Raw genomic sequence first — 20,198 nt, forward strand, 5'->3', positions numbered from 1 at the left:
ATAGCATCCGCGCCTATGAAGTTTCCAGGAAGATTTACCAGTGGCGTGCTCATGCTGTTAACCAGCTGCGCGGCGCTGGCGCAAAGTGAATTGGATGTGCGGATCAAACCGTCCAACGATGAACTGAAAGCCAATATAGAAGGCTATATCGGCAGCCTCGGCGATCGTGACGAAGAAGCCTTGCAGCGCTTCAGTCGCGGCGCCGAAGAACAGGCGCGCAAAGCCGCCCAGGCCTTGGGTTATTACCAGCCGCAGATCGAAAGTGACGTCAAGGGCGGTGAAAAACCGCGTCTGGTGCTGAACATCGATCCCGGCGAGCCGATCCGCCTGCGCAACGTAACCGTGCGGGTCGACGGCCCTGCGGCCTCCCTCAAATCCTTTCGAGTCCCGAAAAGTGACGTGCTCAAGCCTGGCGCGGTGCTCAACCATGGGCGTTACGAACACGCCAAGCGCCTGATCCAGAATCAGGCTTCGCGCTATGGCTTCTTCAGTGGCCGCTTCACCAGCCAGAAATTGATGGTCGATCCACGCGCCGGGGTCGCCGACGTCGAACTGATCTACGAAAGCGGCCCGCGTTATGCGCTGGGCAAAGTCAGTTTCGAGGGCGACACCCCGTTCGACGAAGACCTGCTGCAACGCATGGTGCCGTTCAAGGCCGGCGAGCCGTATGACTCCGAGCTGATCGCCGAACTCAACCGCGACCTGCAATCGAGCGGCTACTTCGAAGGCGTGCGGGTCGACGCCGCGCCTACCGCCGCGAAAAACGACGTGATCCCGGTGGACGTCAAACTCGACACCCGCAAGCCGCGCACCATGGGCCTGGGTCTTGGTTATTCCACTGACGTCGGCCCGCGAATCAAGGCCAACTGGACCCGCCACTGGGTCAACCCGCAGGGCGACAGTTATGGCTGGGAGGCTGAACTGTCGGCGCCACGACAAAACGTCGGCCTGTTCTACGACATTCCGCTGGACCCGCCGCTGACCGACAAACTGCGCTGGGCCGGCGGTTATCAATACGAGGACATCGACGGTTCCGACACCTTGAGCAAGCTGCTGACCTTCGGCCCGGAATGGCACAGCAAATTGCCGAGCGGCTGGCAGCGGGTGATCTCGCTGAAATGGCAGCGCGAGGAATACCAGCTCGGCGACGACTCCGGTCTGAGCACCTTGCTGATGCCCGGCGTCAGCTATTCCTACCTCAAGAGCGACAACCGCATCGACCCGCACAACGGCTATCGCCTGACCTTCGAAAGCAAGGTGGCGAAAGAAGGCCTCGGCTCGGACAACAACCTGGTTTACGGCACAGCGCTGGTCAAAGGCCTGACCACCGTGTTCGACAAGCATCGCCTGCTTGGCCGGGTGCAGGTCGGCGGCAGCGCCACCAACGGCTACAAATCGGTGCCGCCGTCGCTGCGCTTCTTCGCCGGTGGCGATCAGAGCGTGCGCGGCTACGACTATCAGAGCCTGTCCCCGGAGAACTCCGAGGGCGACCGCATCGGCGGGCGCTACATGGTGGCCGGCAGCGTCGAATATCAATATTCGATTGCCGAGAAGTGGCGCGTGGCGACCTTCGTCGATCAGGGCAACTCCTTCAACAAACTCGAACTGCCGAACCTCAAGACCGGGGTCGGTATCGGTGTGCGCTGGGTCTCGCCGGTGGGGCCGATCCGCCTCGACCTGGCCCACGCGCTGGACGACGATGGCGGCATCCGGCTGCACTTTTCCATGGGGCCTGAGCTGTGAAGCGTGGTTTGAAAATTTCGGCGCTGGCGTTGTTGTCGCTGGTGCTGCTAATTGTATTGAGCATTACCGCTGTGCTCGGAACGCAGGCCGGCAGCCGTTGGGTGCTGGGACTGGTGCCGGGTTTGAGCGTCGACAATTTCCAGGGTCGGCTCGGCGGGCAATGGAGCGCCGATCATCTGTTGTGGCAGCAGGACAGCAGTCGCGTCGAGCTGAGCAAACCGATCTTCGAATGGTCGCCGCTGTGCCTGACGCGCATGACCCTGTGCATTCAACAGCTCAAGGCCGATACCGTCAGCCTGCAATTCCCGCCGAGCGAAGAAGTCACTGAAAGCGGTCCGATCACACTTCCTGATCTGCAATTGCCCGTGGCCATCGAGTTGGGCGATGTGCAGGTCGGCAGCCTGTTGTTCAACGGCAGCGAAGAGTTGAAAGGCCTGCAACTGGCGGCGCACTGGACCGCCAAGGGCATGCAGATCGACAGCGTGAAACTGCAACGCGAAGAGTTGAGCCTGAACCTGTCCGGCCTGCTGCAACCGACCGGCAACTGGCCGCTGAACATCACCGGTGATCTGACTTTGCCGTCGCCGGCTCCCGAGCCGTGGACGCTGGCGCTGAAAATCGACGGTGATCTGCTCAAGACCCTCAACCTGCACGCCGACAGCCGTGGCTACCTCGACGGCCAGTTGAGCGGCGAGCTGCAACCGTTGGCGGAAAACCTGCCGGCCAAGGTGCGGATCACCTCGGAAGCCTTCAAACCGAGCGCGGATCTGCCGGACACCCTGCAATTCAATCAATTGGTGTTGACCGGCGAAGGCGACCTGAAAAACGGTTACCAACTCCTCGGCAATGCAACGCTGCCTGCCGAGAAAGGCCCGGTGGCGCTGTTGCTCAAAAGCAAGGTCGACGCCAAAGGCGCGCAGATTGCCGGCCTCGATCTGACGGCCAACGACAAGCAAAGCCTCAAGCTCACCGGCAATGTCGACTGGAGCAAAGGCCTCAGCGCCCAGGCCAACATCAACTGGCTGGATTTTCCGTGGCACCGGCTCTATCCGGAGATCGACGAACCGCAGGTCACGTTGCGTACCTTCACGGGTGAAGTCTCCTACACCGACGGTCAGTACCTCGGTAACTTCGCCGCCGCCGCAGATGGCCCAGCGGGGGCGTTCACCCTGAGCAGTCCGTTCAGCGGCAATCTCAAGCAGATTTTCCTGCCACAACTGAAACTCGAAGCCGGGCAGGGCAAGGCCGAAGGCCATGTGAACGTGCAGTTCGCCGATGGCATTGCCTGGGACACAGCGCTGGAACTGTCGGCGCTCAACCCGGCGTATTGGGTCGCGGAGTTGCCGGGCACCCTGGCCGGCCCGTTGAAAAGCAAAGGCGAAATGAAGAACGAGCGCCTGAGCCTGAATGCCGATCTCGATCTGAAAGGCAAACTGCGCGGGCAACCGGCGGTGCTGCAAGCCAAGGCCGACGGGGCTGGCGAGCAATGGAATCTGAATGCCCTGCAAATCCGCCTCGGCGACAACAGCATCAACGGCAAGGGCAGCCTGCAACAAAAACTCACCGGGCAGATCGACATCAAACTGGCGCGTCTGGCCCAGCTCTGGCCGCAACTGCGCGGGCAGATCAACGGTCGGGTCGATGTCGCCGGTACGCTCAAGGCGCCGCAGGGCAAGCTCGGCCTGCAAGGTTCGCAACTGGCGTTCCAGGACAATCGCCTGCAAAGCCTCAACCTCGACGCCACGCTCGACAGCGCGCAACGGGCGAAAATCGATCTCAAGGGCAGCGGCATCCAGGCTGGCGATACGTCGCTGGGCACCCTGACCGCCAGCGCCCAGGGCGATATCAAAAACCAGAAACTCAACCTCGACCTGCTCGGGCCGAAGCTGAAACTGGCGCTGGGCCTGGACGGCAATCTGGATAAAGGCAACTGGCGCGGACGACTGGCCAGCGGCGACATTCAGGCCGGGGGGCAGGACTGGAAACTGCAAAACCCCGCGAAACTAGAGCGTCTGGCCGACGGCAAGATCAACTTCGGCGCCCATTGCTGGATGTCCGGCAATGCCAGCCTGTGCGGTGAAGATCAGCGCCTGATGCCGGAGCCGAAGCTGCGTTACCACCTCAAGGAATTCCCGATCGAAAGCCTGGCGCAGTGGCTGCCCAAGGATTTCGCCTGGCAGGGCAAGCTCAATGCCGACCTGCAACTGGACCTGCCGGCCAGCGGCCCGAACGGCCAGATCAGCGTCGATGCGAGCGGCGGCACCTTGCGCATGAAGGAAAAGGATCAGTGGGTCGACTTCCCGTACCAGACCCTCAAGCTCACCAGCAAACTCACGCCCAAGCGAATCGACACTGATCTGAATTTCGTCGGCGGCAAGCTCGGTGAGCTGATGGTGCAGGCGCAGATCAATCCGCTGCCGAAGAACAAGCCGCTCAGCGGTTCATTCCGCCTCAGCGGACTGGACTTGTCGGTGGCGCGGCCGTTTGTGCCGATGGTCGAGAAACTCACCGGGCGCCTGAACGGCAGCGGCACGATTTCCGGCGGGCTGCTCGCGCCGCTGGTCAACGGCACCGTGCAGCTCAGCGACGGCGAAGTGTCCGGCCCGGAATTGCCGCTGGAGTTGCAGGCGCTGCAACTGCAAGCGGTGATCGCCGGTGAAGCCGTGCAATTGAACGGCGGCTGGAAAAGCGGCAAGAGCGGGCAGGGCAGCCTGAGCGGTAACATCGCCTGGGGTCAGGCGTTGGTGGTGGATCTGGCGCTCAAGGGCACGCAATTGCCGGTGACGGTCGAGCCCTACGCCAAGCTTGAAGTGGCGCCGGACCTGAAGATTTCCATGGCCGGCGACGAGCTGGCGATTTCCGGCAAGGTGCTGGTGCCCAAAGGCGAAATCACCGTGCGCGAACTGCCGCCATCAACGGTGAAAGTCTCCGATGACACGATCATCGTCGGCGCGCAGACCGAAGAGGGCAAACCGCCGCTGGCGATGAAAATGGACATCGATGTGGTGGTCGGCCAGGACAAGTTGAGCTTCGCCGGATTCGGCCTGACCGCCAACCTGCAAGGCCACGTGCACATCGGTGACAACATGGACACCCGTGGCGAGCTGTGGCTCAACGACGGCAAATACCGCGCCTACGGTCAGCGCCTGACGGTACGTCGCGCGCGTCTGCTGTTCGCCGGTCCGATCGATCAGCCGTATCTGGACATCGAAGCGATTCGCCAGACCGATGATGTGATCGCCGGTATCCGCCTGAGCGGCAGCGCCGAGCAGCCGACCACGCAGATCTTCTCCGAGCCGGCCATGAGTCAGGAACAGGCGCTGTCCTATCTGGTGCTGGGGCGTCCGCTGAGCACTACCGGCGAAGACAACAACATGCTCGCGCAAGCGGCGCTCGGTCTGGGTCTGATGGGCAGTTCCGGGGTCACCAGCAGTCTGGCCAGTGATCTGGGCATTCAGGACTTCCAGCTCGACACCCAGGGCAGCGGCAACACCACCAGCGTGGTGGCCAGCGGCAACATTTCCGAGAAACTCAGTCTGCGTTACGGCGTCGGCGTGTTCGAGCCGGCCAACACCATCGCCCTGCGTTACAAGCTGAGCAAGAAGGTCTACCTAGAAGCCGCCAGCGGCGTGGCCAGTTCGCTGGACATCTTCTACAAGCGGGATTTCTAGCCCGCGTTCCCCTGGCCGGATCGTGTCAGCACGATCCGGCTTTTTCTGGATGTATTAGACTGACCGCAGCTTGAAGGGCGCCGTTTGCGGCTGCCCGAAACGCCCCGGGGGCGCCAATGGTTCGTTTGAGTATGGTCTTGCTCGGTCACGATTTTGTCCGTCGGCGCTGGTCCGCTCTGGCATTGACCGGCGTTGTCTGGGGCGCGGCCGGCGTGGCCATTTTCATCGATGCGCTGGACGGCGTTCTGTATTTCCCGCTGCATGTGTTCGGCTATCTGTTGTTACTCGAAGCCCTGATCATTCTGCTGGTGCCGGCCCCGAAAACCGGTACGGCGGCGGCTTTGCACAAGGCGCGGGGTCTGGTGTTTTTGCTGCTGGGGCTGCTGATCGTCGACCGACAGCATGCTGCCGGTGTGATTCTCGCGGTGCTGTTCGGTGCGGCTTTTCTGCTCGATGGCGGTTTTCGGCTGGCGGCTGCGGTGGTGGTGCGCTTTGTCGGTTGGCGAATGTCACTGCTGGTGGCGCTGTTCGAGATCGGCTTTGGCGTGTTCATCCTCGAACCGTATCCGAGCCTCTACAAGGGGACGGTGCCGTTCTGCATCGGCATGAGCATCTTTCTTTCGGGCTGTGCCTTGTTGCAGCAGGCATTGCGATTCAAGAACAGACCGTCGCCGGTGACGCCTCCTCCGGTTCATGCCCCTGCAGATAATGGCGCAATGGTGATCCATGTCTGGACCCCCAGCGGTACGGTTGAAGACACCCTGGTGCGCAATCGGTTGCTCAATCGTTACATCGCGGCGGTCGATATCAACGGCGTCATCTCTGCCGGCCACGCGGCACTGGAATGTGGGCCTGACATCTACATCAGCCATTACCCGCTGAACGATATCGATCGCTCGGCGGGGGATTTCGTACGCTTGCTGCGGGCCACGCCGAACAACGATGTGGCGGGGCGGTTTCTGCCGGACTACGCGAGCGAAGTGGCCGACTGGTGCCCGTCGTCGGTTCAGGTCAGTTTCGTGCATTACGATGCGGCACGGCTTCAGGCGTTCTGGGCGGACTATCGGCAGAACACCACCTACAACCTCACCAGCCGCAATTGTTCGAGTGCTGTCGCGCACAGCCTGGAGGCTGCCCTCGAAGGTGCGATGAACCGGGGGCATTCGAGCATGCTGGATTTTGCCCGGGTCATCATCAGCCCCGAATTCTGGGTCGCAGCTCAAGTGCGCAAGCGCGCCGAGGCCATGGCCTGGACGCCGGGCCTGGTGCTTGATTATGCGCGGGCGTTGCATGCCGCCATCGAGCCGGCACCGCCGGGCTGGCACGGTATTTACGCAGGAGCCAGGCGTGCCTGCGGTTATGTGGCAACTGCGTTGCGTGGGCGTGAAGTCCATCCCCTTCAGCCACCACCGATGAATCACCCCTCCGACAAATCCTGAACGGCTCTACACCGAGTCGCTGCCTTCGCGAGCAAGCTCGCTCCCACATTGATTCGTGCAGACATGAGATCCCTGTGGGAGCGAGCTTGCTCGCGAAGGCATTCGCCTGGGCACCCGAAAAACCCAGCCCACTGGTCAACTAATTACAAAGCAACCTAACTATTACGTTGACATTCGCTGCCTAGGCAGTAACATCTCGACATACATTCACTGCCTAGGCAGTTATTAGGTGAGCACATGAAGCATTTCACCCCCGACGAATTCAAGCATTGCCATCTCGGCCTGTTGCTCGGCCGTGCCGCCTTGCTCAAGGACAAGATCATCGACACCCACATGGAACCCCACGGCATCACCGCCGCGCAGTTCAAGGTGTTGATCATCATGGCCCAGTTCGGCGTCGACACCCCGGCCGAGCTGTGCCGGCACCTGTCGCTGGACAGCGGTTCGATGACCCGCATGCTCGATCGTCTGGAGCAGAAAGGTTTTCTGGTTCGCCAACGCAGCGAAGGCGATCGCCGTCAGGTGCAACTCAAACTCACCGAGCAGGGCCAGCAACTGGCCGATCGCCTGCCGCACATCGGCGCCGACGCCATGAATGAACTGGCCGGCGCCGTGACCCCGGACGAGTTGAAAACCCTGGAATACATCCTCAAGAAAATTTTGCTGGCAGCCGGTGACCCGATCACCATCCAGCGGTTAGGTGAACACAATGAGCGGTAAAACCTTGCGCAGCAGCCTGACACTGGTGCTGTCGGCGATGATCCTCGCCGGTTGCGCCAACTACAGTGGCCTCGATACCCAGGGCGCCAGCCTCGATGCGAAAACCCTGCAGACCGGGCAATCGCTCAACGGCGTCACCCTGTCCCAGGCCGCCTGGCCGAAGAGCGACTGGTGGACCAGCCTCGGCGATCCGCAACTCGACGGTCTGATCCGCGAAGCCCTGAAAGACAGCCCGGACATGCAGATCGCCGACGCCCGCGCCCATCAGGCCAGCGCCGCCGCGTACGCCGCCGATGCCGAGCGTTATCCGACCCTCGACGCCAGCGCCGGTATCAGCCGTTCGCGTCTGGCCCGGGATCAGGATCCGCTGGGGCAGGGCGGGGCTTACTCCACCGTGCGCAACATCAGCGCCGGCTTCAATTACAACTTCGACTTGTGGGGCGGTCAGCGTGACGCCTGGGAAGCCGCGCTCGGTCAGGCCCGCGCCGCCGAAGTCGACCGTCAGGCCGCGCAACTGACCCTGGCCGCCGACGTGGCTCGGGCCTACAGCGATCTGGGTCAGGCGCACATCGTCTATGACCTGGCCAACGAAGACCTCAAGCGCACCAAACAGATGCTTGACCTGAGCCAGCGTCGTTTGAGCTCGGGGATCGACAGCCAGTACCAGTTCCAGCAGACCCAAAGTCTGGAAGCCAGCTCCGAAGCCAGCCTGATCGACGCTGAAAAACGCCTGAACAGCGCAAAAATCGCCCTGGCCGTATTGCTCGGCAAAGGCCCGGATCGCGGCAACGAAATCGCTCGACCGAAAGTCCTGCAAGCCAGCGCTGTCGCACTGCCCTCGGTGCTGCCGGCCGAACTGCTGGGCCGTCGCCCGGATCTGGTCGCCGCGCGCTGGCGTGTCGAGGCGGCGAGCAAGGACATCGACTCGGCCAAGACCCGCTTCTATCCCAACTTGAACCTGTCGGCTTCCGCCGGTGCCGAATCCTTGTTGGGGGACGCGATGTTCGGTTCCGCCAGTCGCTTCTTCAACATTGCCCCGACGATTTCGGTGCCGATCTTCGATGGCGGACGCCTGCGCGCCAACCTCGATGCCCGCGACGCCGATTACGACCTCGCCGTGGCGCAGTACAACAAAAGCCTGGTGAAAGCCCTGGGCGATGTCAGCGACACGATCAACCAGTTGCGTGACATCGGCCGGCAGATCGGCGCCCAGCAGCACGCGACCGAGATTGCCCAGGATTCTTACAACACCGTCGTCCAGCGTTACGGTTCCGGCATCGGCAACTACCTGGACGTGCTCAGCATCGAGCAGCAATTGCTGCAGGCCCAGCGTCAGCTGGCCAACCTGAATGCCGAGCAGATCGACCTGTCGATTCAACTGATGCAAGCGCTGGGCGGCGGCTTCCAGGGGCAAACCCTGACCGCAGCCAACGCCACCCCAGCCACGCCGCACAACTAATTCAAGGTATTTGTCATGGCCACTGCCGAAAACACACAAGCTCAAGACAACGCCCAGGACACTGGCAATCCGCGCAAACGCAAGGTGATGCTGCTGGTGCTGGCCGTTGTGGTTGCCCTCGCCGGTGCCGGTGTCTGGGCGTATCACGAATTCATCGGGCGCTGGAGCGAAAGCACCGACGACGCCTACGTCAACGGCAACGTGGTGGAAATCACCCCGCTGGTGACCGGCACCGTGGTCAGCATCGGTGCCGACGATGGCGATCTGGTGCATGAAGGCCAGGTGCTGATCAACTTCGACCCGAATGACGCCGAAGTCGGCCTGCAAAGTGCCAAGGCCAATCTGGCCCGCACCGTGCGGCAGGTTCGCGGCCTGTACAGCAACGTCGACGGCATGAAGGCCCAGGTCAATGCACAACAGGCCGAAGTGCAAAAAGCCCAGGACAACTTCAACCGCCGGAAAAACCTCGCGGCCGGCGGGGCGATTTCCCAGGAAGAACTGTCCCACGCTCGCGATGACCTGACCTCGGCGCAGAACGCCCTGGCCAACGCCAAACAGCAGCTGAAAACCACCAGCGCGCTGGTCGATGACACCGTGGTCTCGTCGCACCCGGACGTGATGGCCGCCGCTGCGCAACTGCGTCAGGCCTACCTGACCAATGCTCGCAGCACTTTGATCGCGCCGGTTACAGGTTACGTCGCCAAGCGCACCGTGCAACTTGGCCAGCGTGTGCAGCCGGGCACCGCGCTGATGGCGGTGATTCCGCTGGATCAGCTGTGGATCGACGCCAACTTCAAGGAAACCCAGCTGCGTGACATGCGCATTGGCCAACCGGTGGAGATCGAGTCGGACATCTATGGCAGCGACGTGAAGTTCAGCGGCACCATCGACAGCCTCGGCGCGGGCACCGGCAGCGCGTTCGCCCTGTTGCCGGCGCAGAACGCCACCGGTAACTGGATCAAGATCGTGCAGCGTGTGCCGGTACGGATTCACGTCAACGCCGAAGAGCTGGCCAAACACCCGCTGCGCGTCGGTCTGTCGACCAATGTCGAGGTCAATCTGCACGACCAGAGCGGCCCGGTACTGGCCCAGCAACCGCCGCAAAAGGCCTCGTTCAGCACCAACGTCTACGACCGCCAACTGGCCGAAGCCGACGCGATGATCACCCAGTTGATCCACGACAACAGCGCGGCGGTCAGCAAGACCGCGCAACGCTGATCCCATTCCCTGTGGGAGCGAGCTTGCTCCGGGCGGCGTTCCGACGATGGCGATTTTCAATTCAACAGTTTTGTTGGCTGAACCGCCGTCTTCGCGAGCAGGCTCGCTCCCACAAGGGCGGCTGCGTCATTAACGGACGCAGCGTCAATCAGGTTCCAAAGGATTCGCGATGAGCAATAACGCCTCTTTTTCGCCGCCCAGCCTGTTGCTCAGCACCATCGGCCTGTCGCTGGCGACCTTCATGCAGGTGCTCGACACCACCATCGCCAACGTGGCGCTGCCGACCATTTCCGGCAACCTCGGCGTGAGTTCGGAGCAGGGCACATGGGTCATCACCTCGTTTGCCGTGAGCAACGCCATCGCGCTGCCGCTCACCGGCTGGCTGAGCCGTCGCTTCGGCGAGGTGAAGCTGTTTCTCTGGGCCACCATTCTGTTCGTGCTGGCCTCGTTCCTCTGCGGTATTTCCACGTCGATGCCGGAACTGATCGGCTTCCGCGTGTTGCAGGGTCTGGTGGCCGGGCCGTTGTACCCGATGACCCAGACGCTGCTGATCGCGGTCTATCCGCCGGCGAGGCGGGGCATGGCCCTTGCGTTGCTGGCGATGGTCACGGTGGTGGCGCCGATTGCCGGGCCGATCCTCGGCGGCTGGATCACCGACAGTTACAGCTGGCCGTGGATCTTCTTCATCAACGTGCCGATCGGGATCTTCGCGGTGATGGTGGTGCGCCAGCAGCTGGCCAAACGCCCGGTGGTCACCAGCCATCAGCCGATGGATTACGTCGGGCTGATCACGCTGATCATCGGCGTGGGTGCGTTGCAGGTGATCCTCGACAAAGGCAATGACCTGGACTGGTTCGAGTCGAACTTCATCATCATCGGCGCGGCGATTTCGGTGATCGCGCTGGCGGTGTTCGTGATCTGGGAAATGACCGACCAGCATCCGGTGGTCAACCTGCGGCTGTTTGCCCACCGCAACTTCCGCATCGGCACGCTGGTGCTGGTGTTGGGTTACGCCGGGTTCTTCGGCATCAACTTGATCCTGCCGCAGTGGTTGCAGACCCAGATGGGCTACACCGCGACCTGGGCCGGTTTGGCGGTGGCACCGATCGGCATTCTGCCGGTGCTGCTGTCACCGTTTGTCGGCAAGTACGCGCACAAGTTCGACCTGCGCCTGCTGGCCGGGCTGGCGTTCCTCGCGATCGGCTTGAGCTGCTTTATGCGTGCTGAATTCACCAACGAGGTGGACTTCCAGCACATCGCATTGGTGCAGCTGTTCATGGGGATTGGTGTGGCGCTGTTCTTCATGCCGACCTTGAGCATCCTGATGTCGGACTTGCCGCCGAGCCAGATTGCCGATGGCGCGGGTCTGGCGACGTTCCTGCGGACATTGGGCGGCAGCTTTGCGGCGTCGTTGACCACTTGGATCTGGATTCGCCGGGCGGATCAGCATCATGCCTATATGAGCGAGAGCATCAGCACCTTCGAGTCAGCGACTCGCGAGACCTTGCATTCGCTGGGTGGCGCGAGCCAATCGGCCTATGCGCAGATGGATCAGATCCTCACCAGTCAGGCGTACATGCTCTCCACAGTGGATTACTTCACGCTGCTGGGATGGGGGTTTATGGGGTTGATTCTGATTGTGTGGCTGGCCAAGCCGCCATTCGCAGCCAAGGCAGGCCCGGCCGCCAGCGGTCACTAACGTCGCCAGATCGTTCCCACGCTCCGCGTGGGAATGCAGCCCGGGACGCTCCGCGTCCCATGCCCAAGCGGACGCGGAGCGTCCATTGAGGCATTCCCACGCAGAGCGTGGGAACGATCAGGCGGTGGCAGGGGCGGGCAGTGCCGGCGGCGGTGCAAAATCAAACGGCGCCAACGCAAACCCGTTCTCATCCACCTGCAACGCCCAACCCTGACGATCCCAATCCCCCAGCACAATCCGCTTCGCCGCCTGATCGCCGATCTGCAACTTGTGGATCGCCGGGCGATGGGTATGCCCGTGAACCAGGGTTCTCACCCCGTACTCCTGCATGATCCGCGGAATTTCCTCCGGCGTGACATCGACGATGTCATTGGCCTTCATCCGCGTCTGCGCCCGGCTTTCGCTGCGCAGCTTGCGCGCCAGTTTGTGGCGGGTGCGCAAGGGGAGATTACGCAGGATGAACAGACTGATCGGGTTGCGCAGGTAACGGCGCAGCTTCATATAGGCTTCGTCACGGGTGCACAGGCTGTCGCCGTGCATCAGCAGCACCGGTTCGCCGTAAAACTGCACGACACTCGGGTCCTTCAACAGCGTGCAGCCGGCCTCTTTGCAAAAGGCCTTGCCGAGCATGAAGTCACGATTGCCGTGCATCAGAAAAATGGCCGTGCCGCTGTCGCTGAGTTCGCGCAGGGCCTGGCAGATGGAACGCTGGAAGGGGGTCATGGCGTCGTCGCCAATCCACGCTTCGAAGAAGTCGCCCAGAATGTACAACGCACTCGCCGAGCGGGCGCGTCCGGCGAGCAAATCCAGAAACGCCCGGGTAATGTCCGGGCGCTCCTCTTCCAGATGCAAGTCTGAAATCAGCAATATCACGCTTCGATGATCTCGGCTTTCTCGATGATCACGTCGTCTGCTGGTACGTCCTGGTGGCCTGCCTTGGACGTGGTGGAAACGCCTTCGATCTTGTCGACAACGTCGGTGCCCGCAACCACTTTACCGAACACGGCATAACCCCAGCCCTGAGCGGTCTTGGAGGTGTGGTTGAGGAAGCTGTTGTCGGTAGCGTTGATGAAGAACTGTGCCGAGGCCGAATGCGGATCCATGGTGCGAGCCATGGCCAGGGTGTACTTCTCGTTCTTCAGGCCGTTGTCGGCTTCGTTCTGGATGCTCGGGCTCTTGTCTTTCTTTTCTTTCATGCCTGGCTCGAAACCGCCGCCCTGGATCATGAAACCTTTGATGACACGGTGGAACACGACGTTCTCGTAGTGACCCTTTTTCACGTACTCGATGAAGTTGGCCACGGTGATCGGGGCTTTTTCAGCGTTCAGTTCGATGACGATGTCACCGAAGTTGGTGGTCAGTTTTACTTGAGTCATGATCGCTACTCTTTATAAGGAATTCGTGGGTATTGGGACATTTGCGCCCTTTACCGGTTCAGCCCGTGAGGGCCAAGGTGCGCAGTTTAGCGTGACAGGCGCGAATTTCGAGGCTGTTTTTCAAAACCCTGCAATTAAATGCATTCCTTTTAAGCCCTGCTCTGTCAGGGGCTTGACAGCATCGGCTATGATAGCGGCTTTGTTTTGTCAGGCCCGTGTCCCGGCCGCGCACTGTACGTTCAAGGATCCTATGAGCAAGCCCACTGTCGACCCTACCTCGAATTCCAAGACCGGCCCCGTTACGCCGGTCAATTTCCTGCGCCCGATCATCCAGGCGGACCTGGACTCGGGTAAGCACACGCAGATCGTCACCCGTTTCCCGCCTGAGCCCAACGGCTACCTGCACATCGGCCACGCCAAGTCGATCTGTGTGAACTTCGGCCTGGCCCAGGAGTTCGGCGGCGTTACCCACCTGCGTTTCGACGACACCAACCCGGCCAAGGAAGACCAGGAATACATCGACGCGATCGAAAGCGACGTCAAATGGCTGGGCTTCGAATGGTCCGGCGAAGTGCGCTACGCCTCGCAATATTTCGACCAGTTGCACGACTGGGCCGTCGAGCTGATCAAGGCCGGCAAGGCCTACGTCGACGACCTGACGCCCGAGCAAGCCAAGGAATACCGCGGCAGCCTGACCGAGCCGGGCAAGAACAGCCCGTTCCGCGACCGTTCGGTGGAAGAGAACCTGGACTGGTTCGCCCGCATGCGCGCCGGTGAGTTCCCGGACGGTGCCCGCGTACTGCGCGCCAAGATCGACATGGCCTCGCCGAACATGAACCTGCGCGACCCGATCATGTATCGCATCCGCCACGCTCATCACCACCAGACCGGTGACAAGTGGTGCATCTACCCGAACTACGACTTCACCCACGGTCAGTCGGACGCCATCGAAGGCATCACCCACTCGATCTGCACCCTGGAATTCGAAAGCCATCGTCCGCTGTACGAGTGGTTCCTCGACGCACTGCCAGTGCCGGCGCACCCGCGTCAGTACGAGTTCAGCCGTCTGAACCTCAACTACACCATCACCAGCAAGCGCAAGCTCAAGCAACTGGTTGACGAGAAACACGTCAACGGCTGGGACGATCCGCGCATGTCGACGCTGTCGGGCTTCCGCCGCCGTGGCTACACCCCGGCGTCGATCCGCAACTTCTGCGAGATGATCGGTACCAACCGTTCCGACGGCGTGGTCGACTTCGGCATGCTCGAGTTCAGCATCCGTCAGGACCTCGACGCGAACGCCCCGCGCGCCATGTGCGTGCTGCGTCCGTTGAAAGTCGTGATCACCAACTACCCGGAAGGCCAGGTCGAGAACCTCGAACTGCCACGTCATCCGCAGAAAGAAGAACTCGGCGTGCGTAAGTTGCCGTTTGCCCGTGAAATCTACATCGACCGCGATGACTTCATGGAAGAGCCGCCAAAAGGCTACAAGCGCCTGGAGCCGAACGGCGAAGTGCGTCTGCGCGGCAGCTACGTGATCCGTGCCGACGAAGCGATCAAGGACGCCGACGGCAACATCGTCGAGCTGCGTTGCTCCTACGATCCGGACACCCTGGGCAAGAACCCTGAAGGCCGCAAGGTCAAGGGCGTGATCCACTGGGTGCCGGCCGCTGCCAGCATCGAGTGCGAAGTGCGTCTGTATGATCGCCTGTTCCGTTCTCCGAACCCGGAGAAGGCCGAAGACAGCGCGAGTTTCCTGGACAACATCAACCCTGACTCACTGCAAGTGCTGACCGGTTGTCGTGCTGAACCCTCGCTGGGCAACGCACAGCCGGAAGACCGTTTCCAGTTCGAGCGCGAAGGCTACTTCGTCGCGGATATCAAGGACTCGAAACCAGGCCAGCCGGTATTCAACCGTACCGTGACCCTGCGCGATTCGTGGGGCCAGTGATCAAGTCTTAAGGAAACACCGTGCTTACGATCTACAACACGCTCACCAAGAGCAAAGAAGTCTTCAAGCCGCTGGATGGCAACAAGGTGCGCATGTACGTCTGCGGGATGACCGTGTACGACTACTGCCACCTGGGCCATGGCCGCAGCATGGTCGCGTTCGACCTGGTGACCCGCTGGTTGCGGTTCAGCGGTTATGACCTGACCTACGTGCGCAACATCACCGACATCGACGACAAGATCATCAACCGGGCCAACGAGAACGGCGAGTCGTTCGAAGCGTTGACCGAGCGCATGATCGCGGCGATGCACGAAGACGAAGCGCGCCTGAACATCAAGAAGCCGGACATGGAGCCGCGCGCCACGGATCACATCCCTGGCATGCACGCGATGATCCAGACCCTGATCGACAAGGGTTACGCCTACGCCCCGGGCAATGGCGACGTGTACTACCGCGTCGGCAAGTTCATGGGCTACGGCAAGCTCTCGCGCAAGAAGATCGAAGACCTGCGCATCGGTGCGCGGATCGAGGTCGACGAAGCCAAGGAAGATCCGCTGGACTTCGTGCTCTGGAAAGGCGTCAAGCCGGGCGAGCCGAGTTGGGAATCGCCGTGGGGCGCCGGGCGTCCGGGCTGGCACATCGAGTGCTCGGTGATGTCCACCTGCTGCCTCGGTGAGACCTTCGACATTCATGGCGGCGGCAGCGACCTCGAGTTCCCGCACCACGAAAACGAAATCGCCCAGAGCGAAGCGGCCACCGGCAAGACCTACGCCAACGCGTGGATGCATTGCGGCATGATCCGTATCAATGGCGAGAAGATGTCCAAGTCCTTGAACAACTTCTTCACCATTCGCGACGTGCTCGACAAGTACCACCCGGAAGTCGTGCGTTACCTGCTGGTGTCGAGCCACTACCGCAGCGCGATCAACTACTCGGAAGACAACCTCAAGGACGCCAAGGGCGCACTGGAGCGTTTCTACCATGCGTTGAAAGGCCTGCCGAGCGTGGCGCCGGCTGGCGGCGAAGCGTTCGTCGAGCGTTTCACCACGGTGATGAACGATGACTTCGGCACGCCGGAAGCCTGCGCGGTGCTGTTCGAGATGGTGCGTGAGATCAACCGTCTGCGCGAGAGCGATCTCGATGCAGCGGCCGGTCTGGCGGCGCGCCTGAAAGAACTGGCCAGCGTGCTGGGTGTGTTGCAGCTCGAAGCCGATGACTTCCTGCAGGCCGGCGCCGAAGGGCGTGTCGATGCAGCTGAAGTCGAGGCGCTGATCGCTGCGCGTCTGGCGGCACGTGCCGGCAAGGACTGGGCCGAATCCGACCGCATCCGCGACCAGCTCACCGCCATGGGCGTGGTGCTGGAAGACGGCAAGGGCGGCACGACCTGGCGTCTGGCTGACTGATTGCTGCGCCTGTTACAAACAAAACCCGCCTTGTGCGGGTTTTTGTTTTTCTGCTGCTTACTCCGGGTTGATCGTTCCCACGCTCCGCGTGGGAATGCAGCCCGGGACGCTCCGCGTCCCATGCCGAAGCGGACGCGGAGCGTCCATTGAGGCATTCCCACGCGGACGGTTCGACGCCTCGACGTGGGAACGATCCAAAATCAAAGTCCGTGATTGCTTTTGGTATTCGCATAGGTCTTGATAGCGCACGCGGCAGGATGCTCATCAGCGACGAATCCGGAAGGGAGGAATCATGGCTAATCACTATCGCGAGCTGGTATCGACACCCGGCGCCACCGGGCTGATCCTCGCGAGCTCTATCGCCCGACTGCCCCAGGCAATGATCGGCATCGGCATCATCACCATGCTGGTGCAGCAGACCGGCGTTTACTGGCTGGCCGGCGCAGTCGCCGGCACGTTTACTCTGGCCAACGCGCTGCTCGGCCCGCGCATCTCGAAACAGGTTGATCAGCGGGGTCAGAGCCGCGTGCTGCCCGTCGTCACGGTTTTCAGCATCGTCATGTTGCTGGCGCTGATTGTTGCCGTGCATCTGAGGGCGCCCGCCGCGTTGTTTTTTGTACTGGCGGCACTGGCGGGGACGATGCCGAGCATGCCATCCATGATCCGCGCACGCTGGACGCAATTGTTTCGTGGCAAGCCGCAGCTGCACACCGCGTTCTCGCTGGACACGGTCCTCACCGAACTGGCTTACATCGTCGGCCCGCCACTGGCGATCGGTTTGAGCGTGAGTTTCTTCGCGGAGGCCGGGCCGCTGGTGGCGGTAGGGCTGCTGGCCGTCGGCGTGACGGCGTTTCTCATGCAGCGTCAGACCGAACCGAAAGTGGTGGCAGGCAACCGGAAAAACAGCGGATCAACCCTGCTGATTCCCGGCGTTCGCACCATTGTCCTGGCGTTGCTGGCGATGGGAGTTATTGGCGGAGCGATCGATGTCGCCGTTGTAGCCTTCGCCAATGCCCAGGGCTGGCCATCCGCTGCCACCTTCATCCTCGCCGCCTATGCGTTCGGCTCGCTGGTGGCGGGCCTGACCTTCGGCGCGCTGCGGGTTTCGCTGGCGATTGAAAAACAGTTCTTTATCGGGATATTGGTCACGGCAGTCACCGGCGTATTGCCGGTGTTCTCACCGGATGTTTATGTCCTGTCCGCGATGTTGTTTATCGCCGGCATCTCGTTCGCGCCGACCATGGTGGTGGTCATGAAGCTGGGGACGATCATCATCCCCGCGGCGAGAATGACCGAAGGGCTGACGTGGATGACCACCGGGATCAGCATCGGCGTGGCGCTGGGCGGCATGCTGGCGGGGCTGGTGATTGATGCCTGGGGCGCACGGGCAGGGTTCGGCGTTGCGATAGCCGCAGGTCTTATGATGATGGTCGTGGTGTTGATGGGCCTGCGGACGTTGGCGGCCGCATCGGCTGCGCCCGTTGAGCCCGCCGTTTCGGCCTGACCCGCTATGGGAGCGCTCAGTTTTCAAGCTGCCGCAATCGCTTGTAGAGGGTATTGCGGCTCACCCCCAGCCGTCGTGCCAGATGGGAAATATTGCCCCCGGCCAACTGCAACTCCCGGTTCAACGCCTCGGCATCGTTCAGGTCGATGCCCAACGGCTCGGCCACTTCCACGGGCTCCATCTCCAGATCGACGAAAAAATCGTCCGGCAAATGCTCGGGCCGAATCGGTTGTTCCTCGGCCATCGCCAGCGCCACCTGCATCACGCTGCTGACCTGTCGCAGATTGCCCGGCCATGGATGCCGCTCGAACAGCTCCAGAACCTCGCGACTCAATCCCGCCCACTGCGACGGCTCGCGATGTTGTTCCCACAACCGCTTGAACAGCGCCTGCTTGTCGCTGCGCTCGCGTAACGGAGGCAGTTCCAAGGTCAAGCCGCCGATGCGGTAGTACAAGTCTTCGCGAAATCGCCCCAGTTGCACCTGTTCCCTGAGTGAACGGTTGGTGGCGGAGATGATCCGCAGATCCACCGGGAACAGCTCGCTGCTGCCCACCGGTTGCACGCAGCGCTCCTGCAACACGCGCAACAGGCGGGCCTGGGTCGGTAGCGGCATGTCGCCGATTTCGTCGAGGAACAGCGTACCTTTGTCGGCCTTGCGGATCAGGCCGATGCTGCCTTTCTGGTTGGCGCCGGTGAACGCGCCTTTCTCGTACCCGAACAGCTCGGACTCCACCAGTTCGGCGGGGATCGCCGCGCAGTTGACGGCGATGAACGCCTGTTTGCTGCGGGAGCTGGCCTGGTGCAGGGCCTTGACGAAGACTTCCTTGCCGACCCCGGTTTCCCCGTGAATCAGCAGCGGAATGTCCTTTTCCAGCAGGCGTTCGGCCTGGCGCACGGCTTTTTCCACGCGACTGTCGCCGAAGTGCAATGTGCTCAGGCTGATGGCCGTAGGTACGGCGACTTTCGGTTCAGCGGTTCTGGCTTCAGCGGTTCTTGTTTCAGTGAAGACGCGCGCCTGAATCGGCGCCTGTTTAGGCCGTTTCAACAAACACTGAAAACGATTGCGCCCGGAAGTCTGCAAGGCAAACGGCAAACCGTCCGGCTGATTGATCAACTCCAGCAACGACACCTTGAACAGGCTTTCAACGCTGACCCGCGACAACCGCACGCCCAACAGATTGTCGGCCCGACGGTTGGCCGACAACACCTGACCGCTCTCATCAAAGATCAGCAGCCCGGCCCACTGGCTGTCGAGGTTGTTCAACCCGGTGTTGAAGGTCAGTTGAAAGTGCTGGCCATGGAACAGGTTGAGGATCAGCCGGTTCTCCACGGTCTGGCTCATCATCTTGACCATGCCGAGGGTGTGCGACGGTGGCAGATAGCTGTCGCTGGACACATCGAGTACGGCGATGACCTTGCGCTCGGCATCGAAAATCGGTGCGGCGGAACCGGTCATGAAACGGTTGGCCTTGAGAAAGTGTTCATCGTGTTCAATGTGCACCGCCTGCTCGCAGGCCAGCGCCGTGCCGATGGCGTTGGTGCCGCTGGCGCGCTCGACCCAACTGGCGCCCGCCTGAAAACCACGCGCCAGGTTCGGCTCGATAAAGCGCTGGGTGCCCCAGGACGTCAGCACCTGGCCCTGATTGTCGGCCAGCATGATCAGGCAGTTGGAGTTGCTCAGGATGTTCTCGTAATACGGCAGCACTTCCTGGTGAGTGGTCTGCACCAGTGAATGATGGCGGTCGAGCAACTGCGCGATGCCGGCAGCGGGCAACTGATCGAAGGCCGGGGCGCTTTGATGATTGAGACCGAAGGCGCGGCAACGGGACCAGGAGTCCTGGACGATGGCGTCATGGGAAAGCGGCGGGGCAGGTGCGGCCATGATTGGCAGTCTCTGAAGGGTGCTTTGTTGTTTTTGTTATGGCTCGCTCGACGAGCAAAAAGCATCCATAGAGTGTTGTTCACTATTGTTCATTGTCAATCGCCCGACTGTTCAATTGTTCAGTCGCGACTGT

General features: G+C 61.6%; 13 protein-coding genes. 10 read left to right on the forward strand and 3 right to left on the reverse strand.

Annotation, left to right across the window (positions count from 1 at the left end):
* The first annotated feature begins 15 nt into the window (after window positions 1-15).
* From CAF90_RS21050 to CAF90_RS21080, 7 genes are all read left to right on the forward strand, one after another.
* Window positions 16-1,743 (forward strand): autotransporter assembly complex family protein, encoded by a 1,728-nt coding sequence (locus CAF90_RS21050; RefSeq protein WP_085608357.1) that lies wholly within the window; start codon window positions 16-18, stop codon window positions 1,741-1,743.
* Entirely contained in the window at window positions 1,740-5,414 is a 3,675-nt protein-coding gene (locus CAF90_RS21055) for a translocation/assembly module TamB domain-containing protein (protein ID WP_085608358.1), read from the forward strand. The genes CAF90_RS21050 and CAF90_RS21055 overlap by 4 nt, the downstream gene beginning before the upstream one ends.
* A 116-nt stretch (window positions 5,415-5,530) precedes the next feature.
* Window positions 5,531-6,853, forward strand: a complete 1,323-nt coding sequence (locus CAF90_RS21060; protein WP_085608359.1) for a DUF308 domain-containing protein — start codon at window positions 5,531-5,533, stop codon at window positions 6,851-6,853.
* A gap of 237 nt (window positions 6,854-7,090) precedes the next feature.
* Window positions 7,091-7,573: a MarR family winged helix-turn-helix transcriptional regulator gene (locus tag CAF90_RS21065; RefSeq protein ID WP_085608360.1), complete on the forward strand. Its 483-nt coding sequence runs from the start codon at window positions 7,091-7,093 to the stop codon at window positions 7,571-7,573.
* Window positions 7,563-9,032 (forward strand): efflux transporter outer membrane subunit, encoded by a 1,470-nt coding sequence (locus tag CAF90_RS21070; protein WP_085608361.1) that lies wholly within the window; start codon window positions 7,563-7,565, stop codon window positions 9,030-9,032. Before CAF90_RS21065 ends, CAF90_RS21070 begins: the two co-directional genes overlap by 11 nt.
* A 15-nt stretch (window positions 9,033-9,047) precedes the next feature.
* Complete coding sequence (locus CAF90_RS21075) at window positions 9,048-10,250, forward strand: efflux RND transporter periplasmic adaptor subunit (RefSeq protein WP_007951497.1); 1,203 nt, start codon at window positions 9,048-9,050, stop codon at window positions 10,248-10,250.
* Between the two features lie 169 nt (window positions 10,251-10,419).
* Complete coding sequence (locus CAF90_RS21080; protein ID WP_085608362.1) at window positions 10,420-11,949, forward strand: DHA2 family efflux MFS transporter permease subunit; 1,530 nt, start codon at window positions 10,420-10,422, stop codon at window positions 11,947-11,949.
* 117 nt (window positions 11,950-12,066) lie between these two features.
* Here CAF90_RS21080 and lpxH read toward each other — a convergent pair whose 3' ends face one another.
* Window positions 12,067-12,822 carry a UDP-2,3-diacylglucosamine diphosphatase gene (gene lpxH, locus CAF90_RS21085; protein ID WP_085608363.1) on the reverse strand — a complete coding sequence of 252 codons (756 nt, stop codon included), beginning with the start codon at window positions 12,820-12,822 and terminating at the stop codon, window positions 12,067-12,069.
* Window positions 12,819-13,325 carry a peptidylprolyl isomerase gene (locus CAF90_RS21090; RefSeq protein ID WP_007951494.1) on the reverse strand — a complete coding sequence of 169 codons (507 nt, stop codon included), beginning with the start codon at window positions 13,323-13,325 and terminating at the stop codon, window positions 12,819-12,821. The genes lpxH and CAF90_RS21090 overlap by 4 nt, the downstream gene beginning before the upstream one ends.
* 250 nt (window positions 13,326-13,575) lie before the next feature.
* Between CAF90_RS21090 and CAF90_RS21095 the strand changes: the two genes are divergently transcribed.
* The 3 genes from CAF90_RS21095 to CAF90_RS21105 all read left to right on the forward strand — a co-directional run bounded on the left by CAF90_RS21095 (window position 13,576) and on the right by CAF90_RS21105 (window position 18,183).
* A complete protein-coding gene (locus CAF90_RS21095; RefSeq protein ID WP_085608364.1) occupies window positions 13,576-15,276 on the forward strand; it encodes a glutamine--tRNA ligase/YqeY domain fusion protein in 1,701 nt (566 codons plus the stop codon).
* 20 nt (window positions 15,277-15,296) lie between these two features.
* Window positions 15,297-16,679 carry a cysteine--tRNA ligase gene (gene cysS, locus CAF90_RS21100; RefSeq protein WP_007951492.1) on the forward strand — a complete coding sequence of 461 codons (1,383 nt, stop codon included), beginning with the start codon at window positions 15,297-15,299 and terminating at the stop codon, window positions 16,677-16,679.
* Window positions 16,680-16,971: 292 nt separating this feature from the next.
* Window positions 16,972-18,183, forward strand: coding sequence for an MFS transporter (locus tag CAF90_RS21105; protein ID WP_085608365.1), 1,212 nt, complete (start codon window positions 16,972-16,974; stop codon window positions 18,181-18,183).
* 16 nt (window positions 18,184-18,199) lie between these two features.
* On the opposite strand, the gene CAF90_RS21110 is transcribed toward CAF90_RS21105, so the two are convergent.
* Entirely contained in the window at window positions 18,200-20,065 is a 1,866-nt protein-coding gene (locus tag CAF90_RS21110) for a sigma-54-dependent Fis family transcriptional regulator (protein ID WP_085608366.1), read from the reverse strand.
* Window positions 20,066-20,198: the final 133 nt, after the last annotated feature.

It is taken from the genome of Pseudomonas sp. B37(2017), from assembly GCF_002112885.1.
GTDB lineage: Bacteria > Pseudomonadota > Gammaproteobacteria > Pseudomonadales > Pseudomonadaceae > Aquipseudomonas > Aquipseudomonas paraglycinae.

Bases quoted from the DNA above. Each gene is read 5' to 3' on its own strand.
- CAF90_RS21110 (WP_085608366.1), bottom strand. From the start codon at position 20,065: ATGGCCGCACCTGCCCCGCCGCTTTCCCATGACGCCATCGTCCAGGAC.
- CAF90_RS21050 (WP_085608357.1), top strand. From the start codon at position 16: ATGAAGTTTCCAGGAAGATTTACCAGTGGCGTGCTCATGCTGTTAACC.
- CAF90_RS21065 (WP_085608360.1), top strand. From the start codon at position 7,091: ATGAAGCATTTCACCCCCGACGAATTCAAGCATTGCCATCTCGGCCTG.
- CAF90_RS21070 (WP_085608361.1), top strand. From the start codon at position 7,563: ATGAGCGGTAAAACCTTGCGCAGCAGCCTGACACTGGTGCTGTCGGCG.
- CAF90_RS21105 (WP_085608365.1), top strand. From the start codon at position 16,972: ATGGCTAATCACTATCGCGAGCTGGTATCGACACCCGGCGCCACCGGG.
- CAF90_RS21095 (WP_085608364.1), top strand. From the start codon at position 13,576: ATGAGCAAGCCCACTGTCGACCCTACCTCGAATTCCAAGACCGGCCCC.
- CAF90_RS21090 (WP_007951494.1), bottom strand. From the start codon at position 13,325: ATGACTCAAGTAAAACTGACCACCAACTTCGGTGACATCGTCATCGAA.
- CAF90_RS21060 (WP_085608359.1), top strand. From the start codon at position 5,531: ATGGTTCGTTTGAGTATGGTCTTGCTCGGTCACGATTTTGTCCGTCGG.
- CAF90_RS21080 (WP_085608362.1), top strand. From the start codon at position 10,420: ATGAGCAATAACGCCTCTTTTTCGCCGCCCAGCCTGTTGCTCAGCACC.
- CAF90_RS21075 (WP_007951497.1), top strand. From the start codon at position 9,048: ATGGCCACTGCCGAAAACACACAAGCTCAAGACAACGCCCAGGACACT.